Origin of the sequence: Nocardioides sp. Root682, from assembly GCF_001427795.1 — a bacterium.
Taxonomy (GTDB): Bacteria; Actinomycetota; Actinomycetes; order Propionibacteriales; family Nocardioidaceae; genus Nocardioides.
Window position 1 is genome coordinate 2,486,008 of the sequence record NZ_LMHJ01000001.1, and the last position, 21,940, is coordinate 2,507,947.

At 69.9% G+C, this 21,940-nt stretch carries 20 protein-coding genes; 10 read left to right on the forward strand and 10 right to left on the reverse strand.

Annotation, left to right across the window (positions count from 1 at the left end):
- Positions 1 to 475: 475 nt before the first annotated feature.
- Positions 476 to 2,047: a chromosomal replication initiator protein DnaA gene (gene dnaA / locus ASD84_RS11645; protein ID WP_056710199.1), complete on the reverse strand. Its 1,572-nt coding sequence runs from the start codon at positions 2,045 to 2,047 to the stop codon at positions 476 to 478.
- Positions 2,048 to 2,605: 558 nt separating this feature from the next.
- On the opposite strand from dnaA, the gene rpmH reads away from it, so the two are divergent.
- The 8 genes from rpmH (at position 2,606) to ASD84_RS11680 (ending at position 8,098) form a co-directional block, all read left to right on the forward strand.
- Entirely contained in the window at positions 2,606 to 2,743 is a 138-nt protein-coding gene (rpmH, locus tag ASD84_RS24745) for a 50S ribosomal protein L34 (protein WP_082573308.1), read from the forward strand.
- A 42-nt stretch (positions 2,744 to 2,785) separates the two neighbouring features.
- Positions 2,786 to 3,175 (forward strand): ribonuclease P protein component, encoded by a 390-nt coding sequence (gene rnpA / locus ASD84_RS11650; RefSeq protein WP_056710201.1) that lies wholly within the window; start codon positions 2,786 to 2,788, stop codon positions 3,173 to 3,175.
- Positions 3,172 to 3,450 carry a membrane protein insertion efficiency factor YidD gene (gene yidD / locus ASD84_RS11655; protein WP_056710203.1) on the forward strand — a complete coding sequence of 93 codons (279 nt, stop codon included), beginning with the start codon at positions 3,172 to 3,174 and terminating at the stop codon, positions 3,448 to 3,450. The genes rnpA and yidD overlap by 4 nt, the downstream gene beginning before the upstream one ends.
- Positions 3,451 to 3,453: 3 nt before the next feature.
- Positions 3,454 to 4,497 (forward strand): membrane protein insertase YidC, encoded by a 1,044-nt coding sequence (gene yidC / locus ASD84_RS11660; RefSeq protein WP_082573309.1) that lies wholly within the window; start codon positions 3,454 to 3,456, stop codon positions 4,495 to 4,497.
- A complete protein-coding gene (locus ASD84_RS11665; protein WP_082573310.1) occupies positions 4,494 to 5,120 on the forward strand; it encodes a R3H domain-containing nucleic acid-binding protein in 627 nt (208 codons plus the stop codon). The genes yidC and ASD84_RS11665 overlap by 4 nt, the downstream gene beginning before the upstream one ends.
- A 115-nt stretch (positions 5,121 to 5,235) precedes the next feature.
- Complete coding sequence (gene rsmG / locus ASD84_RS11670; protein ID WP_321164025.1) at positions 5,236 to 5,952, forward strand: 16S rRNA (guanine(527)-N(7))-methyltransferase RsmG; 717 nt, start codon at positions 5,236 to 5,238, stop codon at positions 5,950 to 5,952.
- A gap of 68 nt (positions 5,953 to 6,020) precedes the next feature.
- Positions 6,021 to 7,097 carry a ParA family protein gene (locus tag ASD84_RS11675; protein ID WP_082573311.1) on the forward strand — a complete coding sequence of 359 codons (1,077 nt, stop codon included), beginning with the start codon at positions 6,021 to 6,023 and terminating at the stop codon, positions 7,095 to 7,097.
- A complete protein-coding gene (locus tag ASD84_RS11680; protein ID WP_056710204.1) occupies positions 7,094 to 8,098 on the forward strand; it encodes a ParB/RepB/Spo0J family partition protein in 1,005 nt (334 codons plus the stop codon). The genes ASD84_RS11675 and ASD84_RS11680 overlap by 4 nt, the downstream gene beginning before the upstream one ends.
- Positions 8,099 to 8,290: 192 nt before the next feature.
- Here ASD84_RS11680 and ASD84_RS11685 read toward each other — a convergent pair whose 3' ends face one another.
- Positions 8,291 to 9,079, reverse strand: coding sequence for a lysophospholipid acyltransferase family protein (locus ASD84_RS11685; RefSeq protein ID WP_056710206.1), 789 nt, complete (start codon positions 9,077 to 9,079; stop codon positions 8,291 to 8,293).
- A 13-nt stretch (positions 9,080 to 9,092) separates the two neighbouring features.
- Entirely contained in the window at positions 9,093 to 10,307 is a 1,215-nt protein-coding gene (locus ASD84_RS11690) for a pyridoxal phosphate-dependent aminotransferase (protein ID WP_056710972.1), read from the reverse strand.
- Between the two features lie 85 nt (positions 10,308 to 10,392).
- On the opposite strand from ASD84_RS11690, the gene ASD84_RS11695 reads away from it, so the two are divergent.
- Positions 10,393 to 11,058 carry a GNAT family N-acetyltransferase gene (locus tag ASD84_RS11695; RefSeq protein WP_056710209.1) on the forward strand — a complete coding sequence of 222 codons (666 nt, stop codon included), beginning with the start codon at positions 10,393 to 10,395 and terminating at the stop codon, positions 11,056 to 11,058.
- Between the two features lie 146 nt (positions 11,059 to 11,204).
- On the opposite strand, the gene trxA is transcribed toward ASD84_RS11695, so the two are convergent.
- From trxA to ASD84_RS11725, 7 genes are all read right to left on the reverse strand, one after another.
- Complete coding sequence (trxA, locus tag ASD84_RS11700) at positions 11,205 to 11,537, reverse strand: thioredoxin (protein ID WP_056710211.1); 333 nt, start codon at positions 11,535 to 11,537, stop codon at positions 11,205 to 11,207.
- Positions 11,538 to 11,591: 54 nt separating this feature from the next.
- Positions 11,592 to 12,575 (reverse strand): thioredoxin-disulfide reductase, encoded by a 984-nt coding sequence (gene trxB / locus ASD84_RS11705; RefSeq protein WP_056710213.1) that lies wholly within the window; start codon positions 12,573 to 12,575, stop codon positions 11,592 to 11,594.
- 96 nt (positions 12,576 to 12,671) lie between these two features.
- Complete coding sequence (locus tag ASD84_RS24750) at positions 12,672 to 13,538, reverse strand: hypothetical protein (RefSeq protein WP_082573312.1); 867 nt, start codon at positions 13,536 to 13,538, stop codon at positions 12,672 to 12,674.
- Positions 13,539 to 13,600: 62 nt separating this feature from the next.
- Positions 13,601 to 14,332 carry an RNA polymerase sigma factor SigM gene (gene sigM, locus ASD84_RS11710; protein WP_200954495.1) on the reverse strand — a complete coding sequence of 244 codons (732 nt, stop codon included), beginning with the start codon at positions 14,330 to 14,332 and terminating at the stop codon, positions 13,601 to 13,603.
- Positions 14,322 to 16,289 carry a protein kinase family protein gene (locus ASD84_RS11715; protein ID WP_056710215.1) on the reverse strand — a complete coding sequence of 656 codons (1,968 nt, stop codon included), beginning with the start codon at positions 16,287 to 16,289 and terminating at the stop codon, positions 14,322 to 14,324. The genes sigM and ASD84_RS11715 overlap by 11 nt, the downstream gene beginning before the upstream one ends.
- Positions 16,290 to 16,334: 45 nt before the next feature.
- Positions 16,335 to 18,032: a murein biosynthesis integral membrane protein MurJ gene (gene murJ, locus ASD84_RS11720; protein WP_056710217.1), complete on the reverse strand. Its 1,698-nt coding sequence runs from the start codon at positions 18,030 to 18,032 to the stop codon at positions 16,335 to 16,337.
- A gap of 7 nt (positions 18,033 to 18,039) precedes the next feature.
- Positions 18,040 to 20,340, reverse strand: a complete 2,301-nt coding sequence (locus ASD84_RS11725; RefSeq protein ID WP_056710219.1) for a DUF6049 family protein — start codon at positions 20,338 to 20,340, stop codon at positions 18,040 to 18,042.
- A gap of 136 nt (positions 20,341 to 20,476) precedes the next feature.
- On the opposite strand from ASD84_RS11725, the gene ASD84_RS11730 reads away from it, so the two are divergent.
- Positions 20,477 to 21,916, forward strand: coding sequence for a CCA tRNA nucleotidyltransferase (locus ASD84_RS11730; RefSeq protein WP_056710974.1), 1,440 nt, complete (start codon positions 20,477 to 20,479; stop codon positions 21,914 to 21,916).
- Positions 21,917 to 21,940 lie beyond the last annotated feature (24 nt).

Sequence of the window (21,940 nt, forward strand, 5' to 3'; positions counted from 1 at the left end):
CACTAGTTCGAAGGAGCCGGGCCCAACTCGCTGCGGTGCGCCTGCCGGGGAATGACAGATCTGGAGTTCGTGCCCGTGTGGGGTTGCATCCTGCCATGTCATTCCCAAGAGCGGGACCAGCAACCTCGTCGAAGAGCCTTGTGGGTGCCTCCCGATCGGCTGAGTGCACAGGGAGAGGGCCCGGAGAGGTGCTGCGCTTCGAAGTGTTGGAGTTCAAGAGGGAGTAGTCATAGGTGCGGTGGAAACTGTGGATGACCGTTGTTTGCGCAGGTCAGGTGCCCGATGACCGGTGGATGAAGGTTGTGGATGAAATCGGTACGGACGGGGTCCCCCTGTGCAGGAAGCTCCGGTCGTACGACGAGCTCCAGGTGGTTCCACGGAATCCTCCCCGTGTAGTTCGCACCATTGGGGGTGGTTTATCCACAGGAACGAACCACAAGAAGAAATGTGGTTCGTTCCTGGGATCAGCCTGGGATCAGCCTTGTCGGGCCTGCATCTTCACCCGGTTGGTCAGTTCGCTGACCTGGTTGAAGACCGCACGCCGTTCGCCGAGGAGCTGGTTGATCTTCCGCTCGGCGTACATCACGGTCGTGTGGTCCCGGTTGCCGAACTGGGCGCCGATCTTCGGCAGCGACAACCCGGTGAGCTCGCGGCACAGGTACATCGCGATCTGACGGGCCATCACCAGGTGCCGGCCGCGGCTCGGTCCGGTGAGCTCCTCGATGGAGAGCCCGAAGTACGCCGCGGTCTGCGCGATGATCAGCGGTGCGGTGATCTCCGGCTCGCCGCCGTCGGGGATCAGGTCCTTGAGCACGATCTCGGCCAGCGTCATGTCGACGTCCTGGCGGTTGAGGTTCGCGAACGCGGTGACCCGGATGAGGGCGCCCTCGAGCTCACGGATGTTCGTCTGGATCTTGCTGGCGATGAACTCCAGGACGTCCGAGGGTGCGGTGAGGCGGTCCATCGCGGCCTTCTTGCGAAGGATCGCGATCCGGGTCTCGAGGTCGGGAGCCTGGACGTCGGTGATCAGGCCCCACTCGAAACGGTTGCGCAGCCGGTCCTCGAGGGCCTCGAGCAGCTTGGGCGGACGGTCGGAGGTCAGCACGATCTGCTTGTTCGCGTTGTGCAGCGTGTTGAAGGTGTGGAAGAACTCCTCCTGGGTCTGGGTCTTGCCCGCCAGGAACTGGATGTCGTCGATCAGCAGCACGTCCACCTCGCGGTACTTCCGCTTGAACCGGTCCTGCCGGTCGTCGCGGATCGCGTTGATGAACTCGTTGGTGAACTCCTCGCTGGAGACGTAGCGCACCTTGGAGCCGGCGTAGATCGTGCGGACGTAGTGCCCGATCGCGTGCAGCAGGTGGGTCTTGCCGAGGCCGGACTCTCCATAGATCAGCAGCGGGTTGTAGCTCTTGCCCGGCGCTTCACTGACCGCGACGGCTGCTGCGTGCGGGAAGCGGTTCGAGGAGCCGATGACGAAGGTCTCGAAGGTGTACTTGGGGTTGAGGCGGGTCTCACCGGAGCCGGTGGCCGAGGGACCGGCCGCGTTGGCGGCGTTCAGGTCGGGCGGGGTGAACGTGGCGTCGTACCCGGGAGCGGCGACGACGGCCGCGGCGTCGTACGTCGATGAATCGGCTTGTGGCTTTGTCGACAAGTCGACGGACTGCTCCAGGGCCGGCTGCTCGAACGCCGGCCGGGGCTGGTCGTAGCCAGGGCCCTGGTCGTACGGCGCCGGGCCGCCCTCGAACGGCACGTCGTGGCGCAGGGTGCTGTCGACGGTCACCGCGAGCTGGACCTCCTGGCCGAACCGCTCGGTCAGGGCGTCCTCGAGCTGGCTGCGCAGTCGGCCCTCGAGCCGCTTGCGGGTGAAGTCGTCGGGTACGGCGACGATCGCGGTCGTGCCGTGCAACGTGACGGGTCGGCTCGCCTGGAGCCAGGCGCGCTGGTGGGCCTGCAGCTCACCGACGACAGCGGACCACTCGCGGCCGAGCCGGGCCGTCGCGGAGTCCTGGTTGGGGTCGTTCTGGGGCTGATCGGGGTTGCCGGTCACGCCTCACACCTCTCGCTGTTCGTCTGGTCCGGTCCGCCGGTGGGCGGCCTTCGGGTGGTGACAGCCCAACTTCCCACGGGAATGTCAGGCTGGCTCCACAAGTTTGTCCACAGGTTGTGAACATTTGCATCACTGGCGCGTGATGCGAAACCGAGGCCGCCTCGATTCGGCGCTCCGATCACTGTTTCCGCAGGTCAACGCCCTGTGATGGGGGAAATTGGTGCTGCGGGTCACGGTGTCGAAGGGCTGCTTCGAAGCCGGCGGGGGAAACCCGGATCCGTCGAACTTAATCGCCGATCGCCCCATGGATCAACCCGCTATCCACAGGTTTTCACCTTGATCTGTGCACGGAGCGGGGGAGTGCCGTCGGTTTGACCCCTGATTGGGCCTGCGCGTACCGTTGATTGGTCAACCGGTGTCGACCGGTGCCGCATGTCCACGAGGCCCTGACCGCCTCGTGGCTGCGCGGTGCCGGCCGACAGGCCTGGTGGCTCCTGTTGGGAGCGACTTCTGGCTGCCGGTGGACCCTTCCCGACATTTGCACCCTGAGAGGTCATCGTGAGCAAGCGCACGTACCAGCCGAACAACCGCCGCCGGCACAAGGTCCACGGCTTCCGCCTTCGTATGCGGACCCGCGCGGGTCGCTCGATTCTGGCGAACCGTCGCCGAAAGGGCCGTCAGAGCCTGTCCGTCTGAGGACGGCTCGTGTCCGCCCAGCGCATTCCGTGGGGCTGACCGATGCTCACAGCCGGTTCGCGGCTCACTGACCCCGAAGGTTTTCGGGCAGCGAGTCGTCGCGGCCGTCGCGCCGGAAGCCGCTCCGTCGTCACCCACCTGCTGCCCCCTGGGGGCACGCAGGTTGTTGGCATGTCCACGACTGGGTCCGCGCCTCGCGTCGGGTTCGTCGTGAGCAAGGCGGTCGGTACTGCCGTCGTGCGCAACCGCGTGAAGCGCCGGTTGCGCCACGCCATGCGCGAGCGGATGGACCGCCTGCCTGCGGGATCACTGCTGGTGGTGCGGGCCCAGGCGCCGGCTGCCACGACGTCGTACCCGGAACTGGTGGCCGACCTCGACCGTTGTCTGCAACGCGTGGTCCAGTCCGGTTCCACCGCCGGGGAGGCGCAATGAAGTGGCTGCTCATCGGCCTGGTGCGTGGCTACCAGTTCCTGATCAGCCCGATGCTGGGTCCCACCTGCCGTTACTACCCCTCCTGCTCGGCGTACGCCGTCCAGGCGCTGCAGGTGCACGGCGCCTTCAAGGGCACCTGGCTCGCCGTACGGCGGCTGCTGCGGTGCCACCCCTGGTCTCCCGGGGGCGTTGACCACGTCCCTGAGCGCACTCCGCGCTCCCCCGAACTCCGTACGGCGTCCGCCGGCGGACCTCACTCCCAGCAAGGAGCCTGATCCGTGGGCATCTTCGGCGACATCGGCCACTTCATCATGGTGCCGCTCTACTACGTCATCTCGGCAGTGCTCCTCGCCTGGCACCAGCTCTTCACCTGGGTGGGGCTCGACCCCGACGGCGGACTCTCGTGGGCGCTGTCGATCATCGGCCTGACGCTGGTGATCCGGGCGGCGCTCATCCCGCTGTTCGTGAAGCAGATCAAGTCCAGCCGCAACATGCAGCTGCTGCAGCCCAAGGTCAAGGAGCTGCAGAAGAAGTACGGCCACGACCGGCAGAAGCTGGCCGAAGAGACCATGAAGCTCTACAAGGACGCCGGGACCAACCCGTTCGCGTCCTGCCTGCCGATCCTGCTGCAGATGCCGATCTTCTTCGCGCTGTTCCGCCTGCTGTCGTCGGCCGCCAAGAGCGACAAGGCACACGGCTTCCTCACCAAGGAGAAGGCCCACCAGTTCGGTGAGTCGCAGATCTTCGGCTCACTGCCGATCAACGGCAACTTCTGGGAGTCGCGTACCTGGGGCGACGACCCGCACATGGGCGTCATGCTCGTCGCGGCGTTCCTGGTGCTCGCGATGACGGCCACGACCTTCACCACGCAGCGCCAGCTGATGGCCAAGAACATGCCCGCCGAGGCGATGAGCGGGCCGTACGCCCAGCAGCAGAAGATGCTGCTCTACATCCTCCCGGTCGCGTTCGGCCTCGGCGGTGTCGCGTTCCCGATCGGTGTGCTCCTGTACTGGACCACCTCGAACCTGTGGACGATGAGCCAGCAGTTCTACGTCATCCGCAACAACCCCGCCCCCGGGACGCCGGCCGAGCAGGCCAAGAAGGACCGGGACCGGGCCAAGGCGCTCAAGCACGGCAAGGTCGACCTGGTCGCCGAGGCCGAGGCAGCCGAGGCGAAGGCCGTGGAAGAGCGCCGGGCCGCCGCCGTGCGCCAGCAGCCGAAGCGGCAGACCAAGTCGCAGCGCAAGAAGACCACCGGTGGCGCCAGCAACAGCGCCCCGAGCAAGCAGAACCCCACCACGAACGAGGGAGAATCCGAATGAGCGCCGACATCGAGACCGAGGCCGCGACCGAGAACGAGGTCGTGGAGACGGACGCCGCCGAGACGGACACCGACGTGGACACCGACGTGGACACCGACGTGGACACCGACGTGGTCACCGACGACAGTGCCCCGGCCGCGCCGAAGTCCGAGGCGGACCGGATCGCCCGCCTCGAGCAGGAAGGCGACATCGCCGCCGACTACCTCGAGGAGCTGCTCGACATCGCGGACCTCGACGGTGACCTGGACATCGACGTGGAGGCCGACCGGGCCGCCGTGTCGATCGTGGGCGCCGAGCTCTCGCAGCTCGTCGGTTCCGACGGCAAGGTCCTCGAAGCCCTCCAGGAGCTCACCCGCCTCGCGGTCTACCGCGAGACCGGCGAGCGCTCGCGCCTGATGCTCGACATCTCCGGGTTCCGTGCGGACAAGCGCACGCGGCTGACCCAGCTCGGCGCGGAGACGGCCGCTCAGGTCCTCGCCTCCGGTGAGCCGGTGTCCCTCGAGGCGATGTCGCCGTTCGAGCGCAAGATCGTCCACGACGCCGTGGCCGCCGCCGGCCTGCGCTCGGAGTCGGCTGGCGTCGAGCCCCGTCGTTACGTCGTCGTACTGCCCGCGGACGCCTGAGCCTCCCCGGCCACGGTCGACGTTTCACGTGAAACAAGACGACTCCACCACACCCCCGGTGTCTCCGGATCCGCAGGATCCGGCAGGCCCGGGGGTGCGGCCTTCTGGGGGACCTGTGCCGGCCGTTGCCGCCGCGATGTTCCCGAGCGACCGGTTGCCCCTGGCGATCCGGTACGCCGAGCTGCTGGCCACCGAGGGAGTGATCCGCGGTCTGATCGGACCGCGGGAAGCCCCGCGATTGTGGGACCGGCACCTGATCAACTGTGCGCTGCTGTCCCCCGCGCTCCCCGAGGGCGCCACGGTCGTGGACATCGGCTCCGGCGCCGGGTTGCCCGGGTTGGTGATCGCCATTGCCCGCCCCGACCTCTCCATCACGCTGGTGGAGCCCCTGCTGCGTCGTACGACCTTCCTGGAGGAGGTCGTGGCCGAGCTGGGGCTGTCCAACGTCACGGTCGTGCGCGGTCGCGCTGACGTCCTGCACGGCAAGGCGACGTACGACGTCGTCACCTCGCGTGCGGTGGCGCCGCTGGAGCGGCTGCTCGGCTGGAGCATGCCCCTCGTCGCGCCCCACGGAGCGCTGGTCGCCATGAAGGGCAGCTCGGCTGCCGACGAGGTTGCTGCGGCAGGCCCGACGCTCGCGAAGTTGCGCTGTGCTCCCCCCACCATCGAGTCCCTCGGCGTCGAGCTCGACGACGTCGACGGTGTCGATCCAATTCAGGTCGTCCGGGTCACCTGGGCCGATCCAACCCGCGTATCGTTGCCCCTTCGTGGCACCCGTGGTTCTCGCGAATCACGTCCCGGTACGTCGCGTTCCAAGAGGAGGAAGTCGTGAGCGACTCGTTCACCCCTGAAGGGTTTTCCACCGATGGGAGTACCGGTCCTGAGCGTGGCCGTCCACAGATGGGCACCAGTTATCCACAGGTAGGCACCAACGACACCTTCGTCGCCCAGGGCGATGTTTCACGTGAAACAGGTCCGTCCGAGGATGCTGGCGTTTCACGTGAAACGTCCCCGCCGCCTCCCCCGCCGCCGTCGAGCCAGGTCCGGACCGCAGCACAGCTGGCCGAGGCTGCCGCGGACTTCGACGACGACCTGACGCCACTGGCGCGGGCCGCGCAGGCCACCGTCCTGGTGCGCGCCGGCATCCCGCAGGAGCACCTCGCCCGGCCTTCGGAAACCCGTGTGTTCGTCGTCGCGAACCAGAAGGGCGGGGTCGGCAAGACCACCTCGACGGTCAACCTCGCGGCCGCGATGACCCAGCTCGGCCAGAAGGTCCTGGTCATCGACCTGGACCCCCAGGGCAACGCCTCGACCGCGCTGAACATCGACCACCACCAGGGCACGCCGTCGACCTACGAGCTCCTCGTCGACGGCCTGGCGATTGCTGACATCGCCCAGCCGTGCCCGGATGCGGCCGGCCTCTGGGTCGTGCCGGCGACCATCGACCTGGCCGGCGCCGAGATCGAGCTGGTCAGCGTCGTGGCCCGCGAGCAGCGGCTCAAGAAGGCGATCGATGCCCACCCGCGGATCGGACCGGCGGCGACGGCAGGGGAGGACCGCTTCGACTACGTCTTCATCGACTGCCCGCCGTCCCTGGGCCTGCTCACCCTGAACGCCCTGGTCGCAGGCGCCGAGATGATGATCCCGATCCAGGCCGAGTACTACGCCCTCGAGGGCCTGGGCCAGCTGCTCAAGACCGTCGACATGGTCCGGGCGCACCTGAACCCCGATCTCGCCGTCTCGACGATCCTGCTCACCATGTACGACGCCCGCACCCGGCTGGCCGCCGGCGTGGCCCAGGAGGTCCGCGACCACTTCGGTGACCAGGTCGTGAAGACCGCCATCCCGCGGTCGGTGCGCGTGTCCGAGGCGCCGTCGTACGGACAGACCGTGATGACCTACGATCCGGGCTCTCCGGGGGCGCTGAGCTACCTCGAGGCGGCCCGCGAAATCGTCATGAAGGGCAGTCTTCAGTGAACGCCCAGGCACCGCGCCGTGGCCTCGGACGTGGCCTCGGATCGCTCATTCCCACCGCGCCCCCTGTCAACTCGACATTTCAGGATGCGGACCTTTCCGCAGGAGCGACTTCCAGCGAGTCCGTGGACCCCGGGTCCACCGAATCGGCGCGAGGCCCTCAGATCGAAGATTCGGGTCTGGCGCCCGTCGACGGGGCCTATTTCGCGGAATTGCCCGTCGACCAGATCAAGCCCAACGCAGTCAACCCGCGGACCGTCTTCGACGAGGACGCGATGGCCGAATTGGTCCACTCGATCCGTGAGATCGGGCTTCTTCAGCCGATCGTCGTACGACGGAGCGGGCCGGAGACCTTCGAGCTGGTCATGGGGGAGCGGCGTTGGCGCGCGACCCAGCAGGCCGGCCTCGCCACGATCCCGGCGATTGTCCGCGAGACCGACGACACCGCGATGCTGCGCGACGCGCTGCTGGAGAACCTGCACCGCAGCAACCTGAACCCCCTCGAGGAAGCCGCCGCGTACCAGCAGCTGCTGGAGGACTTCGCGTGCACGCACGAGGAGCTCGCCCAGCGGATCGGGCGCTCGCGTCCGCAGATCAGCAACACGATGCGTCTGCTCAAGCTCTCCCCGGCGGTCCAGCGCCGGGTGGCCGCCGGCGTGCTGTCCGCCGGTCACGCGCGGTCCCTGCTCGGTGTGGCCGACGCGGACCTCCAGGACCGGCTCGCCCAGCGCGTGGTCTCCGAAGGCATCTCGGTGCGTGGCCTCGAGGAGATCGTCGCGGTGGGGGACATCGGCGGCGCCGCCCCGCGTCCGCCCCGGGCCCGCCCCAAGGCGCCGGGTCTGGCGGATCTCTCCGAGCGCCTGGGCGACCGGCTCGAGACCCGCGTGAAGATCGACCTGGGCAAGACCAAGGGCAAGATCAGCATCGAGTTCGCCAACACCGGGGACCTGCAGCGCATCGTCGACCTGATCGATCCGCGCAACCGGGACGACCGACCGATCTGAGCGTCTCGCTGGTTGAGGTGCGAGGAGCGCAAGCGACGAGCCTCGAAACCTCCGGGCTCGCCTCGCGTAGGTCAGTCCGGAGGTTTCGAGGCTCGCTTCGCTCGCACCTCAACCACCGGGTCAGGCCGCTGACCTGCGGAAACACTGATTGTCGACAAAGCGACAAGACGACAAACCGATATATCGGTAAGGCTACTTACCCCGCTTGGCGCGCCTCTCGGCAGCCTTGGCTGCGCGCTTGGCCGCTCGCTCCCTGAGCTCCGCCGCGTCCATCTCGAGTGCCTTCTCGGGCGTGGGAGCCGAGCCGCCGAACCGGGCGGGGGTCCACCAGGAGCCCGGAGCCTTCTCGTCCTCGGGGTACTCGGCGATGACCTCGTCGAGCATCTTCTGCATCGCCGCGCGCAGGGCCGCGGTCTCGGCCGCGAGGTCCTTGCCGGTCGGGTACATCGGCTCGCCGACCTTGATCGCGATCGTCTTGCGCTTGCGGGAGAAGTCCTTCTCGTGGTCCTTGGTCATCAGCCGGTGCGCGCCCCACACGATCATCGGGATCAGCGGGACGCCGGTCTCGGCGGCGATCTTGACCGCGCCGACCTTGAGCTCCTTGATCTCGAACGAGCGCGAGATGGTGGCCTCGGGGTAGATGCCGACCACCTCGCCGGCCTCGAGGTAGGCCTTGGCGTCGAGCATCGACTGCGCGCCCGCGGCGCGGTCGACGGTGATGTGGTGGAAGGAGCGCAGGAGGTGCCCCACACCGGGGGTGTCCATCATCTCGCGCTTGATCATGAACCGGACCAGGCGCTTGGACGGGTTGGCGCCCAGGCCGCCGTAGACGAAGTCGACGTACCCGGTGTGGTTGATCGCGAGCAGCGCTCCGCCGGTCCTCGGCACGTTCTCCGTGCCCGACAGCTGGAACTTCTGGCCCAGGGCCTTGAAGAGGACCTTGGCAGTGACGATGACCGGCGGGTACGTGATGTCGCGCATACCCCCCAGTCTGTCAGCGTCGTGTGGCGAGGAATTCCGCGATCCGGCCAATGGCCTCTTCGAGCACGTCGACGTCGGGGAGCGTCACGAGGCGGAAGTGGTCGGGTGCGGGCCAGTTGAAGCCCGAGCCGTGGGTGACCAGGATCTTCTTCGCCCGCAGCAGGTCGATGACGAACTGCTCGTCGTCGTCGATCGGGTAGACCTCGGGATCCAGGCGCGGGAAGCAGTACAGGGCCCCGCGGGGTCGGACCGAGGAGACACCGGGAATCTCGTTCAGGAGCCGGTCGGCGAGCATCGACTGCTCGTAGAAGCGCCCACCGGGCACGATCAGCTCGTTGATCGACTGGTAGCCGCCCAGGGCGGTCTGGATCGCGTGCTGGGCGGGCACGTTGGCGCACATGCGCATGTTCGCGATCAGGGTGAGGCCCTCGAGGAACTCCTCGGCGATCTCCTTGGGCCCCGAGATCATCACCCAGCCGGCGCGGTAGCCGCAGACCCGGTAGGCCTTCGAGAGCCCGCTGAAGGTCAGGCAGAGCACGTCGGAGCCGGCCGCCTCGGCCGCGTGGTGGTGGACCGCGTCGTCGAACAGGATCTTCTCGTAGATCTCGTCGGCGAAGACCACGAGATCGTGGCGACGCGCGATGTCGACGAGCTTGGCGACCATGTCCTTGCTGTAGACCGCACCCGTGGGGTTGTTGGGGTTGATGATGACCAGGGCGTGGGTGTTCTCGGTGATCTTCGACTCGATGTCGGCCAGGTCCGGCATCCAGTCGTTGGCCTCGTCGCACTTGTAGTGCACGGGCTTGCCACCGGACAGGGACACGGCGCCGGTCCACAGGGGGTAGTCGGGCGCCGGCACCAGGATCTCGTTGCCGTCGTCGATGAACGCCTGGAGCACCATCGAGATCAGCTCGGAGACGCCGTTGCCGATGAAGACGTCCTCGACGTCGGTGTCCTTGAGGCCGCGCGACTGGTAGTACTGCGCCACGGCGGTGCGGGCGGAGTAGATGCCGCGCGAGTCGCTGTAGCCCTGCGCCTCCGGCAGGTGGTGGATCACGTCGGCGAGGATCGCCTCCGGAGCCTCGAACCCGAACGGTGCCGGGTTGCCGATGTTGAGCTTGAGGATCCGGTGGCCCTCGGCCTCGAGGCGCTGGGCCTCGACGAGGATGGGTCCCCGGACGTCGTACCGGACATTGCGAAGCTTCTGGCTCTGGCGGATCTTGCGCACCTGCGCATTCTCGCAGGTCCGTGCCACCGGATTTCGGGACTACCATCGACAGCACCCCCGCTTCGGAGCGCCCGAGAGGACTGCGATGGCGCGTACGACGGTTCCACTGACGCTCGACCTGCTCGAGGTCCTCGACGCGCCGTGCCGCAACTGCCTGTTCTGGGAGCGCGAGCCGGTGCACCGGGACGCCATCGCGACCGCCGAGTGGGCGCGGGAGAAGGAGACCTGGATCTCCGAGGTGCTGCGCGAATGGGGATCGTGCGGACGAGTCGCGCTGGTCGACGGTGAACCGGTCGGCTACCTGATCTACGCCCCGCCGGCCTTCGTGCCCGGTGTTGCCGCGTTCCCGACCGCACCGGTCTCCGCCGACGCCGTGCTGCTCACCACGGCCTGGGTCCGCCCGGAGTACACCGGCGCCGGTGTGGGACGGCTCCTGGTGCAGGGCATGGCCCGCGACCTCGTCGTTCGCGACGACATCCGCGCTGTGGAGGCGTTTGCCAGCACCGGTCGGGCCTTTCCGGGCGTCGGTACGAGCGTCAACTGCGTCGTACCGGCCGAATTCCTGGCCCGGGTGGGCTTCAAGACCCATCGGGCGCACCCGCGCACGCCCCGGATGCGGATGGAGATGCGGTCCCTGGTCACCTGGCGCGGCGAGGTGGAGGCCGCGTGGGAGCGGATCGTGGGCGCCGTACGACGGCCGAAGCAGGCGCCGACGCCTGTTTCACGGGAAACAGGAAGCCCCCGGGGTTGAGTCCCGGGGGCTGCTGCGGTGCGTCTCGATACGCCGCTCGTACCTCGCGGCTACTCGACGACCGTGCCGGCAGCGTGGCGGGAGGCGTCGACGGGCAGCTTGCTGCCCCGGATCTACGCCGGAGACACGCTCGGCCGATGAAGCAGTCAGGCGTCAATGAAGTCGGCGAGCTCCTTGAGGATCGCGGCCTTCGGGCGGGCGCCGACGATCGTCTTGACGACCTCGCCACCCTGGTAGACGTTGATCGTCGGGATGCCGGTGACGCGGTACGAGGCCGGGGTGACCGGGTTCTCGTCGACGTTCAGCTTGTAGAAGGTGATCTTGTCACCGTGGGCACCGGCGATCTCGTCGAGGATCGGGGCGACCTGGCGGCACGGGCCGCACCATTCGGCCCAGAAGTCCACGAGGACAGGCTTGTCGGACTTGAGGACCTGAGCGTCGAACTCGGCGTCGGTCACAGCGGAGATGTTGTCGGCCACGAGGGCTCCTTCGAAAGTATGGTGAATCTTGAACGGAACGTCTGAGGGGAGAACCTACGCCTGCGCGGGAACATTCCCGGCGGTTGCGGCGGCGTGGTCGAGGAAGCCGATGTACCGCTCGGCGTCCAGCGCAGCGGCGCAGCCGGTGCCCGCGGCGGTGATGGCCTGGCGGTAGACGTGGTCCACCAGGTCACCGGCGGCGAAGACACCGTCGATGTTGGTGGCCGTGGAGCCCGGCTTGACCAGGACGTAGCCGTTGTCGTCGAGGTCGACCTGCCCGACCAGCAGCTCCGAGCGGGGCTCGTGGCCGATCGCGATGAACAGGCCGGTCGCGGGCAGCTCGCTGAGCTCGCCGGTCACGGTGTCCTTGAGGGTCAACGACTCCAGCGACTCCTCGCCGTTGATCGTCTCGACCGCGGAGTTCCAGATGATCTCGAGCTTCGGGTCGGCGAAGGCCCGCTCCTGCATGATCTTGGAGGCGCGCAGCTCGTCGCGGCGCACGATGAGGGAGACCTTGGAGCCGAAGCGGGTCAGGAAGGTGGCCTCCTCGACGGCGGAGTCGCCACCGCCGACCACGGCGATGTGCTGCTCGCGGAAGAAGAACCCGTCGCAGGTGGCGCAGTAGGAGACGCCGCGACCGGACAGCTTCTCCTCGTTGGGCAGGTCCAGGTGGCGGTAGCCCGAGCCGGTGGACAGGATCACCGAGCGGGCGGTGTACGTCGCGTCGGCGGTCTTGACGATCTTGATGTCACCGGTGAGGTCGACCTCGATGACGTCGTCGGCGATCAGCTCGGCGCCGAAGCGCTCGGCCTGGGCGCGCATCTCGTCCATCAGGGCCGGGCCCTGGATGCCGTCGCGGAAACCGGGGAAGTTCTCGACCTCGGTGGTGTTCATCAACGCACCACCAGCGGTCACGGAGCCCTCGAAGACCAGGGGGGCGAGCTGGGCGCGGGCGGCGTAGATGGCCGCGGTGTAGCCGGAGGGCCCGGACCCGATCACGATGACGTTGCGCGTCTCGGAGGTGGCGGCGGTGGACATGGAACTCCCCAGGTTGATCGGACAGGCTGCTACGACGATTGACTCGATGGTGCAACCAGATCGTAGGCGCCCGGATTCCCCAGGGCGATGCTGGCCTCAGCCGGTGGCAGGCAGCGTGGTCGAGTGCAGGACGTCACCGGTCCCGCACGCGAGCACCTCGGCTGCCTGGGTCTGGCCCACGCGCTCGCGGAAGGCCACGACGGCTGGCTTGCCGTCGTACAGGACGCCGACGAGGTAGCCGAGGCCGAAGTCGGCCGGCTCGCACATGAAGTCCTTCGGTGCGGTGAGCGTCGCGCCGGTGTAGTCGGCGGCCGCCGGGTGGGGCAACGTGATGTGCTGGAGCGCGACGAGGTCCTCGCGGAGCCGGTCGGGGCGCACCTCGCGCAGCGGTTCGTCGGTCACGATGCGCCGGGGCTCGACACCGAGCCCGGGGGGAACCTCGGGCGCAGCCTCCTGGTCGGGCGTCGCTTCGCCGGCCTTGTCCTCCACGGACGACGGTGACTCGGCCAGGGCGCCGGCGTCGCTGCGGGCCGGGTCGTCGTCGGACATCTGGTCGGCTGCGGTCGACGCGTCACCGCTGCCATCGCGGTCGCTGATGACGCCCGCCCCGACAGCCCCCGCAACGACCACCGCCGCCGCAGCGAGCAGGAACCGGGCGCGCACCCGCCGGTGCCGGGCGAACGGGTCCAGGGGGAGCACCCGGTGGTCCTCGGGGTGGGAGATGTCCGGTGTGATCCCGCGGTCGGCGGCCAGCGAGGTGATCACGGCATCGAGCCGGGCCGCGATCTCCTCCGGCATCGGCTCCGGACCGCCGGCGTCGGCGAGCGCGCGTCGTACGGCGGCGTCCTGGGCAGGCGTGAGCGGCGCATCGGCGCTGGCGCTCTCGTCGGTGCCGTCAGCGCTGTCGGTGCTGTCGGTGCCGTCGGTGGCAGCCGGGTCGATCGGTTCGAGCGGGTCAGTCATCAGGTCCCCTGGCAATCGGACGCCGGCCGGTCCCGGTGGGTGTCGGTGGGTGTCGGGCGGAGTCAGTCGGTGGTCGGCGCGCCGGCCGGGGGAGGCCCACGTGTCGCCAGAGGTCCGACGTGCGGGTCCGCCGCAGGGTTCCCGGGTACGGCGTCGCGCGCGGCGGCAGGTGCCACCACAGCGGCGTCCTCACCGTCGTGGAGCACGTCGGCCAGCAGCCCGGCGAGGCGGGCGCGACCCCTGGAGCAGCGACTCTTCACCGTGCCCTCGGCGCAGTCGAGGATCCGGGCGACCTCCGCGACGGGGTAGCCCTCCATGTCGACGAGCACCACGGCCGCCCGCTGCTCGACGGGAAGCGTCGCCAGGGCGGCGCGGACCCGGTCGCGGCGCTCGAGCGCGACGCTGGCCTCGGCCGGGTCGATGCTGTCGCCGACGGTGGTGTGGGCACTGCTCGCCTGCTCGTCCAGGTTCTCGGGCAGGGATTCTGCCCGTCGTACCTTCGCCGAGCGGAGCCGGTCGAGGCAGGCGTTCACGACGATGCGGTGCAGCCAGGTGGTGACCTGGGCGTCGCCGCGGTACGACGACGCCCGGCGGAAGGCCGCGATCACGCCCTCCTGGAGCCCGTCGGCCGCGGTCTCGGGGTCGCTGCAGGTGCGCAGGGCCACCGCCCACAGCCGGTCGCGGTGCCGGGCGAAGAGGATGCCGAACGCCTCGGCGTCACCGGCGACGTGGGCGGCGAGGAGGTCGGAGTCCGGGAGCTCGGAGTCGGGGAGCTCGCGGGGCTCACTCTCCACGGACCACCACCTCAGAGATCTCGGCCCGGAAGTCTCCAGCGACTTCGGGCAACACCGTCAACCAGAGCACAAGGTAGCGGCCCGTGAGCGGCGTGGCCGCCACGCCCTCGGCTGCGGGAGCCAGGGTGAGCCGCCCCGACCCGGTGTCCGTGGCGACCGGCGTCCCCGTGGGCGCGTCCTCCGGAAGCGTGTCGTACGCGTAGAGCTGGACGGTCCCGGAGCCCTCGGCGAGACGGAGGTCGACGGTGCTGACGTCGCGCTTGCGGCCCAGGTCGAGGATCAGCCCGACGCCTGTCTTGAGCCCGAGCGGCGGCCCGAACTGGTCCTTGTAGGTCGCGGTGTTCCAGCTGGTGGCGTTGTTGCCGTCGAACAGGTTCGGCAGGCCGTCGGGGTTCTCGCCGTCCTCGCCGAGCGGGTCGAAGTCGGTCGGGCGCACCCCGGTGATGACCGGAGCCTCGCTGGCCTCGGGGCTCGACGGCTGGCTCGGGTCCGGGTCCGGGTCGCCGCCCAGCGCCGTACGGCCGCGGCCGAGGTTGAAGGCGATCGCGACGGCCACCAGCAGGAGCACGGCGAGCGCGACCACCATCGCCAGGCGCAGCCAGTTGCGGCCCGGCACCGGCTCGGCCTCGGTCGTGTCGGAGGAGTCCGCGGCGGGCGCGCCGCTGGGGTCCCAGGGCCAGTAGCCGTGGGGTCGGACACCGTCCTCGCCGGGATCGCCCGGATGCGGACCGGTCAGGGGTACGGCGTCAGGTGGCTGGCGTCGTACGGAGGGACCGTCAGGTGAGTCGGGCGCGAAGAGCGGGCGTTCGGGCGGGTCCTCGAACGGCGGCGGGGGCGGAGGCGGCGTGCTGCGGGTCCGCAGCCACTGGACGTCGTCGTCGTCACCACCGAAGAGCGGGATGCCGGCCTCAGTGGGGAGCTCGGACACGAGCGGGATGGGCGGCTCCTCCGGCTCCGCGGGCTCCTCCGGTGCCGGGCGGGCGTCCTCGCGCTCCTGGGTCCGTTCGTCGACCTCGAGCACGATGGGTGCCGTCGGCTCCGGCTCGGGCGGCACCACCGGCAGGTCGTCCTGCGAGGCGTCGTGGGGCAGCGGATCGAGGACCGCGGGGAGCCAGATGGGGCGCAGCTCGTTGATCGGCGGGATGGACTGCGCCAGCGCGTCCGGCATCCCTGCCGGGTCCCCGACGAACGCGAGCAGCTCCGCCGCGATGCCCTGGGCGGTGGTGACGTCGGGGTGGTCGGAGCCGAGCCGGCGCCGGCGGCCGTGGTCCTGGGTGCAGTCGAACTCGCGCCAGAGCAGGTCCAGCGGCTTGGGCACGCCGGCGCGGACCTGGCGCGGGCTGAGGAAGGCGTCGTTCTCCCGGGGCGCTGCGGGCACGATTGATCCGGACGGCCCTGGCCAGGTGGCGGTCAGTGCGCAGTAGAGGAGTCCACCGAGGTCCTCGAGGTCGCCGCGGACCTCACCGGGCGGCAGGCCGTGCAGGGCCGCATCGACGCACATGCCGATGATCCGGACCGAGCCGTAGCGGTCGATCAGGATGTTCTCGGGGTTCAGCCGGCCGTGCGTGACGCCCGCGGCGTGGGCCCGGGCGATGGCCGACGCGACATCAGCGACCAGCCAGGCAGCCCGGCGCGGGCCGAGCGGGCCGACGTTGGTGACCAGGATGTCGAGGGAGATCCCGGTGCCCCACTCGTTGACGACGAAGCAGCGCCCGGCCTCCTGCTCGGCGTCGAGCACGCGCAGGATCCGCGGGTCGAGCACGGATGCCGACGTACGAGCGGCCTCGACGAGCCCGGGTGCGCGGGGGTCGTCCTCGGCGATGACGTGCAGGGCGACGAAGCGTTCGAGGACGGCGTCGCGGGCACGCCAGAATCGCCCGCCGCCCGTCTCGCTCAGCAGGTCGATCAACCGGTAGCGGCCGGCGAGCACATCCCCCGACCGCGTCGACGTCGCCACCCCAGTCCCTCTCTGATCGTTTGCCATCCTAGGAGACCGTCAAGGTCACCTGCGCCGGAACCGCGCGGTGATCGTGGAGACCACCGAGGTCACCTCGTCCAGGCGGAGCAGCTGAGCCGCCGCGAGGAAGGCACCGCCCGCCCCCGCGGTCACGATCGCCGCCTCCAGGACCGACCAGCTCCAGTGGGGACGGGAGACGACCTCGGCGATCGTGTCGGTGACCACGAGGTCGAGGAACAGGCCCACGCCCAGCACGACCGCGGCGGCGAGGAGCAGGCGCAGCACGAACCCGGCCCAGGCCCGGACCGGGCGGGGCGCCGCGTCTTCACCGGAACCGAGCAGCCGGAGCAGCACGATGGTCGAGATCGTGGCGCCGACGGTGTAGGCGCCGGTGTAGGCCACGACCAGCATGGGCGCGGTGTGGTCGTCGTCGACCAAGCTGACCAGCACCGTGGCGAGGGCGATGTTGGTCGCTGCGATCGCGCACTGCACGAAGAAGACGGTGCGGTTGCGCTCGAGCGCGTAGAACCCGCGCAGCACCAGGTAGTGCACCGTGAAGGCCACGACGCCCAGCCCGAACAGCACCATCGACGGCTCGAACCTTCCGGCCTGCCCTGCGGTCGCACCGTGTCCCCACAGCACCGTCGCCAGGGGCAGCGCGAGGGCCGGCAGCAGGGCCGCAAACGGTACGACGACCACGAGCGCCGTGCGCAGCGTGCTGCCGAGCGTGGCACCCAGCGCGGCGAGGTCGCCCCGCGCGGCGGAGGCCGAGAGGCGGGGCAGGATCGCGGTCGCGAGCGAGACCGTGATGACCGAGTGCGGCACCATCACCGCGAGCATCACACTGGAGTAGATGGTGATACCGGTGCCCTCGGCCGACGAGGCCGTGCCCCCGGACGCGAGACGCACGACGACGACGTACGCGATCTGGTTGACGACGACGAACAGCACGGTCCAGACCGCCAGCCGGAAGGTCTGGCCCAGGCCCACGCCACGGAAGTCGAAGCGTGGCCGATAGCGCACGCCGGCGGCCCGCAGGTAGGGCACCAGGACCAGCAGCTGCGCGGCGATGCCGAGGGTGGAACCGACGCCGAGGAGCAGCTCCTGACGGGGCGTGAACGCGCCCTGCTGCTCGGTCAGCGTCGCCGCGCCGAACACCACCAGGTAGGTCACCAGCACCGCGATCGAGATGATGTTGTTGGCGATCGGCGCCCACATCATCGGGCCGAACTTCCCGCGGGCGTTCAGGATCTGGCCGACCAGCGCGAACATCCCGTAGAAGAAGACCTGCGGCAGGCAGAAGCGGGCGAAGTCGATGGCGGACTGGCGCTGGGTGGCCAGTGCCGGCTCGTTGTAGTCGTTGTTCAGCATCACCTGCATGACCCACGGTGCGGCCACGACCAGCAGCACCGTGACGGTGGCGAGGAAGCAGATCGCGAGCGTCATCACCCGGTCGACGTACGCCGCACCGCCGTCGGTGTCGTTCTTCATCGCCCGCACCAGCTGCGGGACGAGGACGGCGTTGAAGACCCCGCCCGCGATCAGGATGTAGAGCATGTTCGGGACGGTGTTGGCGATGGTGAAGATGTCGGCGTGCAGCGTGACGCCGAGCGCCGCCGCCAGCAGGGTGGAACGGATGAAGCCGCTGAACCGCGACACGACGGTTCCGGCCGCCATCACGGCGGTGTTGGCGAGGATCCGCTTCTGCTCGGTGGAACCGGTGCCTGCGGGGGCCTCGCTCATGGCCTGCTCATGACGTTGCCTCGAGGGCCTCGGCGTCCTGCTCGGCGTCCTGCTCCGGGTCCTGCCCGGCGTGCCTCCGGAACCGGCGCACCAACCGGATCCCGATCGCCAGGAACAGGATCGCGGCGCCGGTGCCGATGATGATCCAGATGACGACACCGACCTGGCCCGAGCGCAGCGGCAGCGCGTCGTCCGCACCGATCGCGACGCCGTCGGGGTCGGTCACCCGGAGGGTGACGTTGTGGACGCCGGTGCGCGACATGTCCGCGGTGATCGGGACCGACGTACGGCTGTTCGCGGCGAGCCGGACCGGGTTGGCGACGCCGATCCTCGCGCTCTGGTCGGTGCTGGCCGCGACGTTGATGGTCACGGGGTAGGGCAGCGCGTTGCGGACCGAGACGCTGAAGCCGCCAGACGTGCCGGACAGGGTGACGCCGTTCGGGGCGTCGATGGTGACCTGGCCGAGCTGGTCCTCGATCCACTGCCGGGTCCGGGTCAGCCGGGCAGAGGCCTCGGTGTCGCCGCGCAGGGCGTACGACGTCCCGGCGAGCGCCTCCGCGACCAGCTCCTCGCCGATGTCGTAGTCCTCACCGAGGATGGCCTGGAAGGAGCGGGCAGCCCGGATCAGCTGGCCTGCCTCGATCAGGACGCTGGAGCTGACCTCGTCCTTGGTCTGCGCCTTCGGGTAGGAGAGCGCGCCCGCGTCGATCTGCCGGGCGTCGGTCCCGGGGCCTTCGGTCGGCTGCGCCGCGGCGACCATCTCGCGCAGGCTGGTCAGGTCGAGCCAGGGGACGGCGAGACCCTCCCAGAAGGCGGCGGCGTCGTTGGCCGTGACGGTCTCGGGCAGCACCACGACGAGGGGTTCAGGGACCTGGTCCTTCGCCGTCACCAACCGGATCGCGGCTTCGCTCAGGATCCGCTGGCGCAGGGCCACCGCAGCGGTCACCGGGTCCGGGCCGGGCCCGCCGGTCGCTGCCGTCGTCGCGGTCACCACGACCGGGCGCTCGCCGATCAGGCCGTCGGAAGGGGGCCGGTCGGAGAAGCTCTCGGTCGGGAACACCTGGTCGCCGAGCAGCACCACGGCTCCGTCGTCGACGGTCTCGATGCCGGCCGCGCTGAGGTACCCGTCGGGGCCGGTGACCGCGGACAGCGGTTCCACGCCCCAGTCGTCGAGCTCGGCGCTGGCGTGGGCGCGAGCGGTGCCGTAGAGGCTCGGCAGGTGACGGGCCGCGGCCGAGAGGTCCGGGTCGCCGTACGGCAGGGCGGCGACCGTGTCGCCGGGGAGCACCGCCTTGGCCTGCAGCAGCCACGAGGTCGCCGCGCTCACGAGCGGGTGGTCGGCGGCCAGTCCGGGCTCGTCGGCCGCGCCCTCGTCGGACTCCTCGTCCTCGGACGGTTCATCGCTCGGCGAGGGGTCCTCGGGATCGGGGGCCGGAGCGACGTCGCGCGGCAGGTTGCGCCGTGCGAGCTGGCGCACGGCGTCGAGCACGGCGGGATCGACCAGCCACGTCACCGGGTTGAGCCCACTGGCCGCGCCGAAGGCCAGCGGTCCTCCGAGGGGGCCGTCGAGGGTGAGGGCCTGCTGCCAGGCCGCCGTACGGCTGAGGGACCCGTCCGTGGCGTGCGTGACCGGGGCCCGCAACGGCATCACCACGGCGGTCTCGACGGTTCCGTCGACACCCCGTGGCACGTAGGGCAGGAAGGTGCGCGCGCGGCCGTCGGCCACCAGGTCGCGTGGCGTGCTCGGGCTCGCGCCCAGGGCGTGCACCCCGAACCAGTAGACACCGGCGCTCGGGGAGGGGAACCGCGTCCGCAGTGCGGCCTGGGGTATCCGCAGCGTGTACGTCGCCACCTGGCCCGGCACGAGAGCGGCCACCTGTGCCTGGACCGCGGTCATCCGGTCGCCGACCGGGGCCTCGGCGTCCTGGTCGGCGGCGACCTCCAGCTCGGCGGACGTGGTCATCACGCTCGCGCAGATCGTGCAGTCGGGCCCGGAGCCGAACATCGGGTAGAGGCTGACGTCCGTCCAGGTCTCGAGGCCGACGTTGGTGATCGTGCCGCGCACGACGAGCGGCCCCGAGCGCGGCAGCGCCCCCGGCGTCAGCTGGTCGATGGTGATCGCCAGTGGCGCGTCGTCGCCGTCATCGTCGGGCGTCGTCGCCACGGATGGGGTGGCGGTGGGGGCGTCGTACGCCGGGACGGTGGTGTCGTCGGCGCTGGCCGCGGGACCGCCCAGGACGCTCGCGGTGAGGACCAGTCCGGTCAGTCCACCCGCGAGGGAGCGCAGGGGAGAACGACGGACGACCACGTTCCGAGGGTAGTGGGGGCACCCGGCGTGCCAGCGGACCCCACGGCGAGGAAGGGGTCAGCGCCCGCAGCGCCTAGACTCCTGCGCCGTGACCGACCCCGCTGACGCCCACGAAGGTCAGGGGCCCGCTGCCCCGCTGCGGCTGGTCGACGTACAGGCGGCCGTCACGGCCGAGCTGGACCGGATCGCACCGGTGATCGACGACCTCGGCCGCCTCTTCGAAGCGGCCGGGCACGAGCTGGCCCTCGTCGGCGGGCCGGTGCGGGACGCGATGCTGGGACGTCGTTCCAACGACCTCGACTTCGCGACCTCGGCGCGACCCGAGCAGACCGAGAAGCTGTTGCGCGCCTGGGGCGACGCGTGGTGGGACATGGGTCGCGACTTCGGCACCATCGGCTGCCGCAAGGGCGACTGGGTGGTCGAGGTGACGACCTACCGTTCCGAGGAGTACGACGCCGACTCCCGCAAGCCCGAGGTGCAGTACGGCGACACGCTGGCCGGTGACCTGGGGCGCCGCGACTTCAGCGTCAACGCCATGGCGGTGCGGGTGCCCGGCCGCGTGATCGAGGACCCGTTCGGCGGCGTGCTGGACCTGGCGCACCAGGTGCTCCGCACGCCGGGGACCCCCGAGCAGTCCTTCTCGGACGACCCGCTGCGGATGATGCGCGCCGCCCGTTTCGCCTCCCAGCTCGGTTTCACGGTCGACCCGGACGTGGTCCGGGCGATGACCGAGATGGCTGAGCGGATCGAGATCGTCTCCGCGGAGCGGGTGCGCGACGAGCTGGTCAAGCTGATCTGCGCCGACCACCCCCGCCAGGGGCTGTCGCTCCTCGTGGAGACCGGGCTGGCCGAGCACGTCCTGCCGGAGCTGCCCGCGCTCAAGCTCGAACGCGACGAGCACCACAGCCACAAGGACGTCTACGACCACACCCTGACCGTGCTCGAGCAGGCCATCGACCTCGAGCCGCGCCTGGCCGAGCGGGCCGGTATTGCGGCTCCGGACTTCGTGTCCCGCTTCGCCGCGCTCATGCACGACGTCGGCAAGCCGAGGACCCGGCGCTTCCAGGACGACGGGGTGGTCACCTTCCACCACCACGACGTCGTCGGCGCCAAGCTGACCCGCAAGCGGATGAAGGCCTTGCGCTTCTCCAACGACCAGATCGAAGCGGTCGGCGACCTGGTCGAGCTGCACCTGCGCTTCCACGGCTACGGCTCCGGTGAGTGGACCGACTCCGCCGTACGCCGCTACGTCCGCGACGCCGGCGACCAGCTCGAGCGCCTGCACGTGCTCACCCGCGCCGACTGCACCACCCGCAACAAGCGCAAGGCCGACCGCCTGAGCCGGACGTACGACGACCTGGAAGCCCGCATCGACCGGCTCAACGAGGAGGAGGAGCTCGCCTCCCTCCGCCCGGACCTCGACGGCAACCAGATCATGGAGATCCTCGGCATCGGTCCCGGCCGCGACGTCGGCGAGGCCTACAAGTTCCTCATGGAGCAGCGCCTCGACAACGGCCCGATGGCCGAGGCGGACGCGATCGCCGCTCTCCAGCAGTGGTGGGCGGCTCGTCACTGACGAACGTGTCGTGAATTTGCCGGA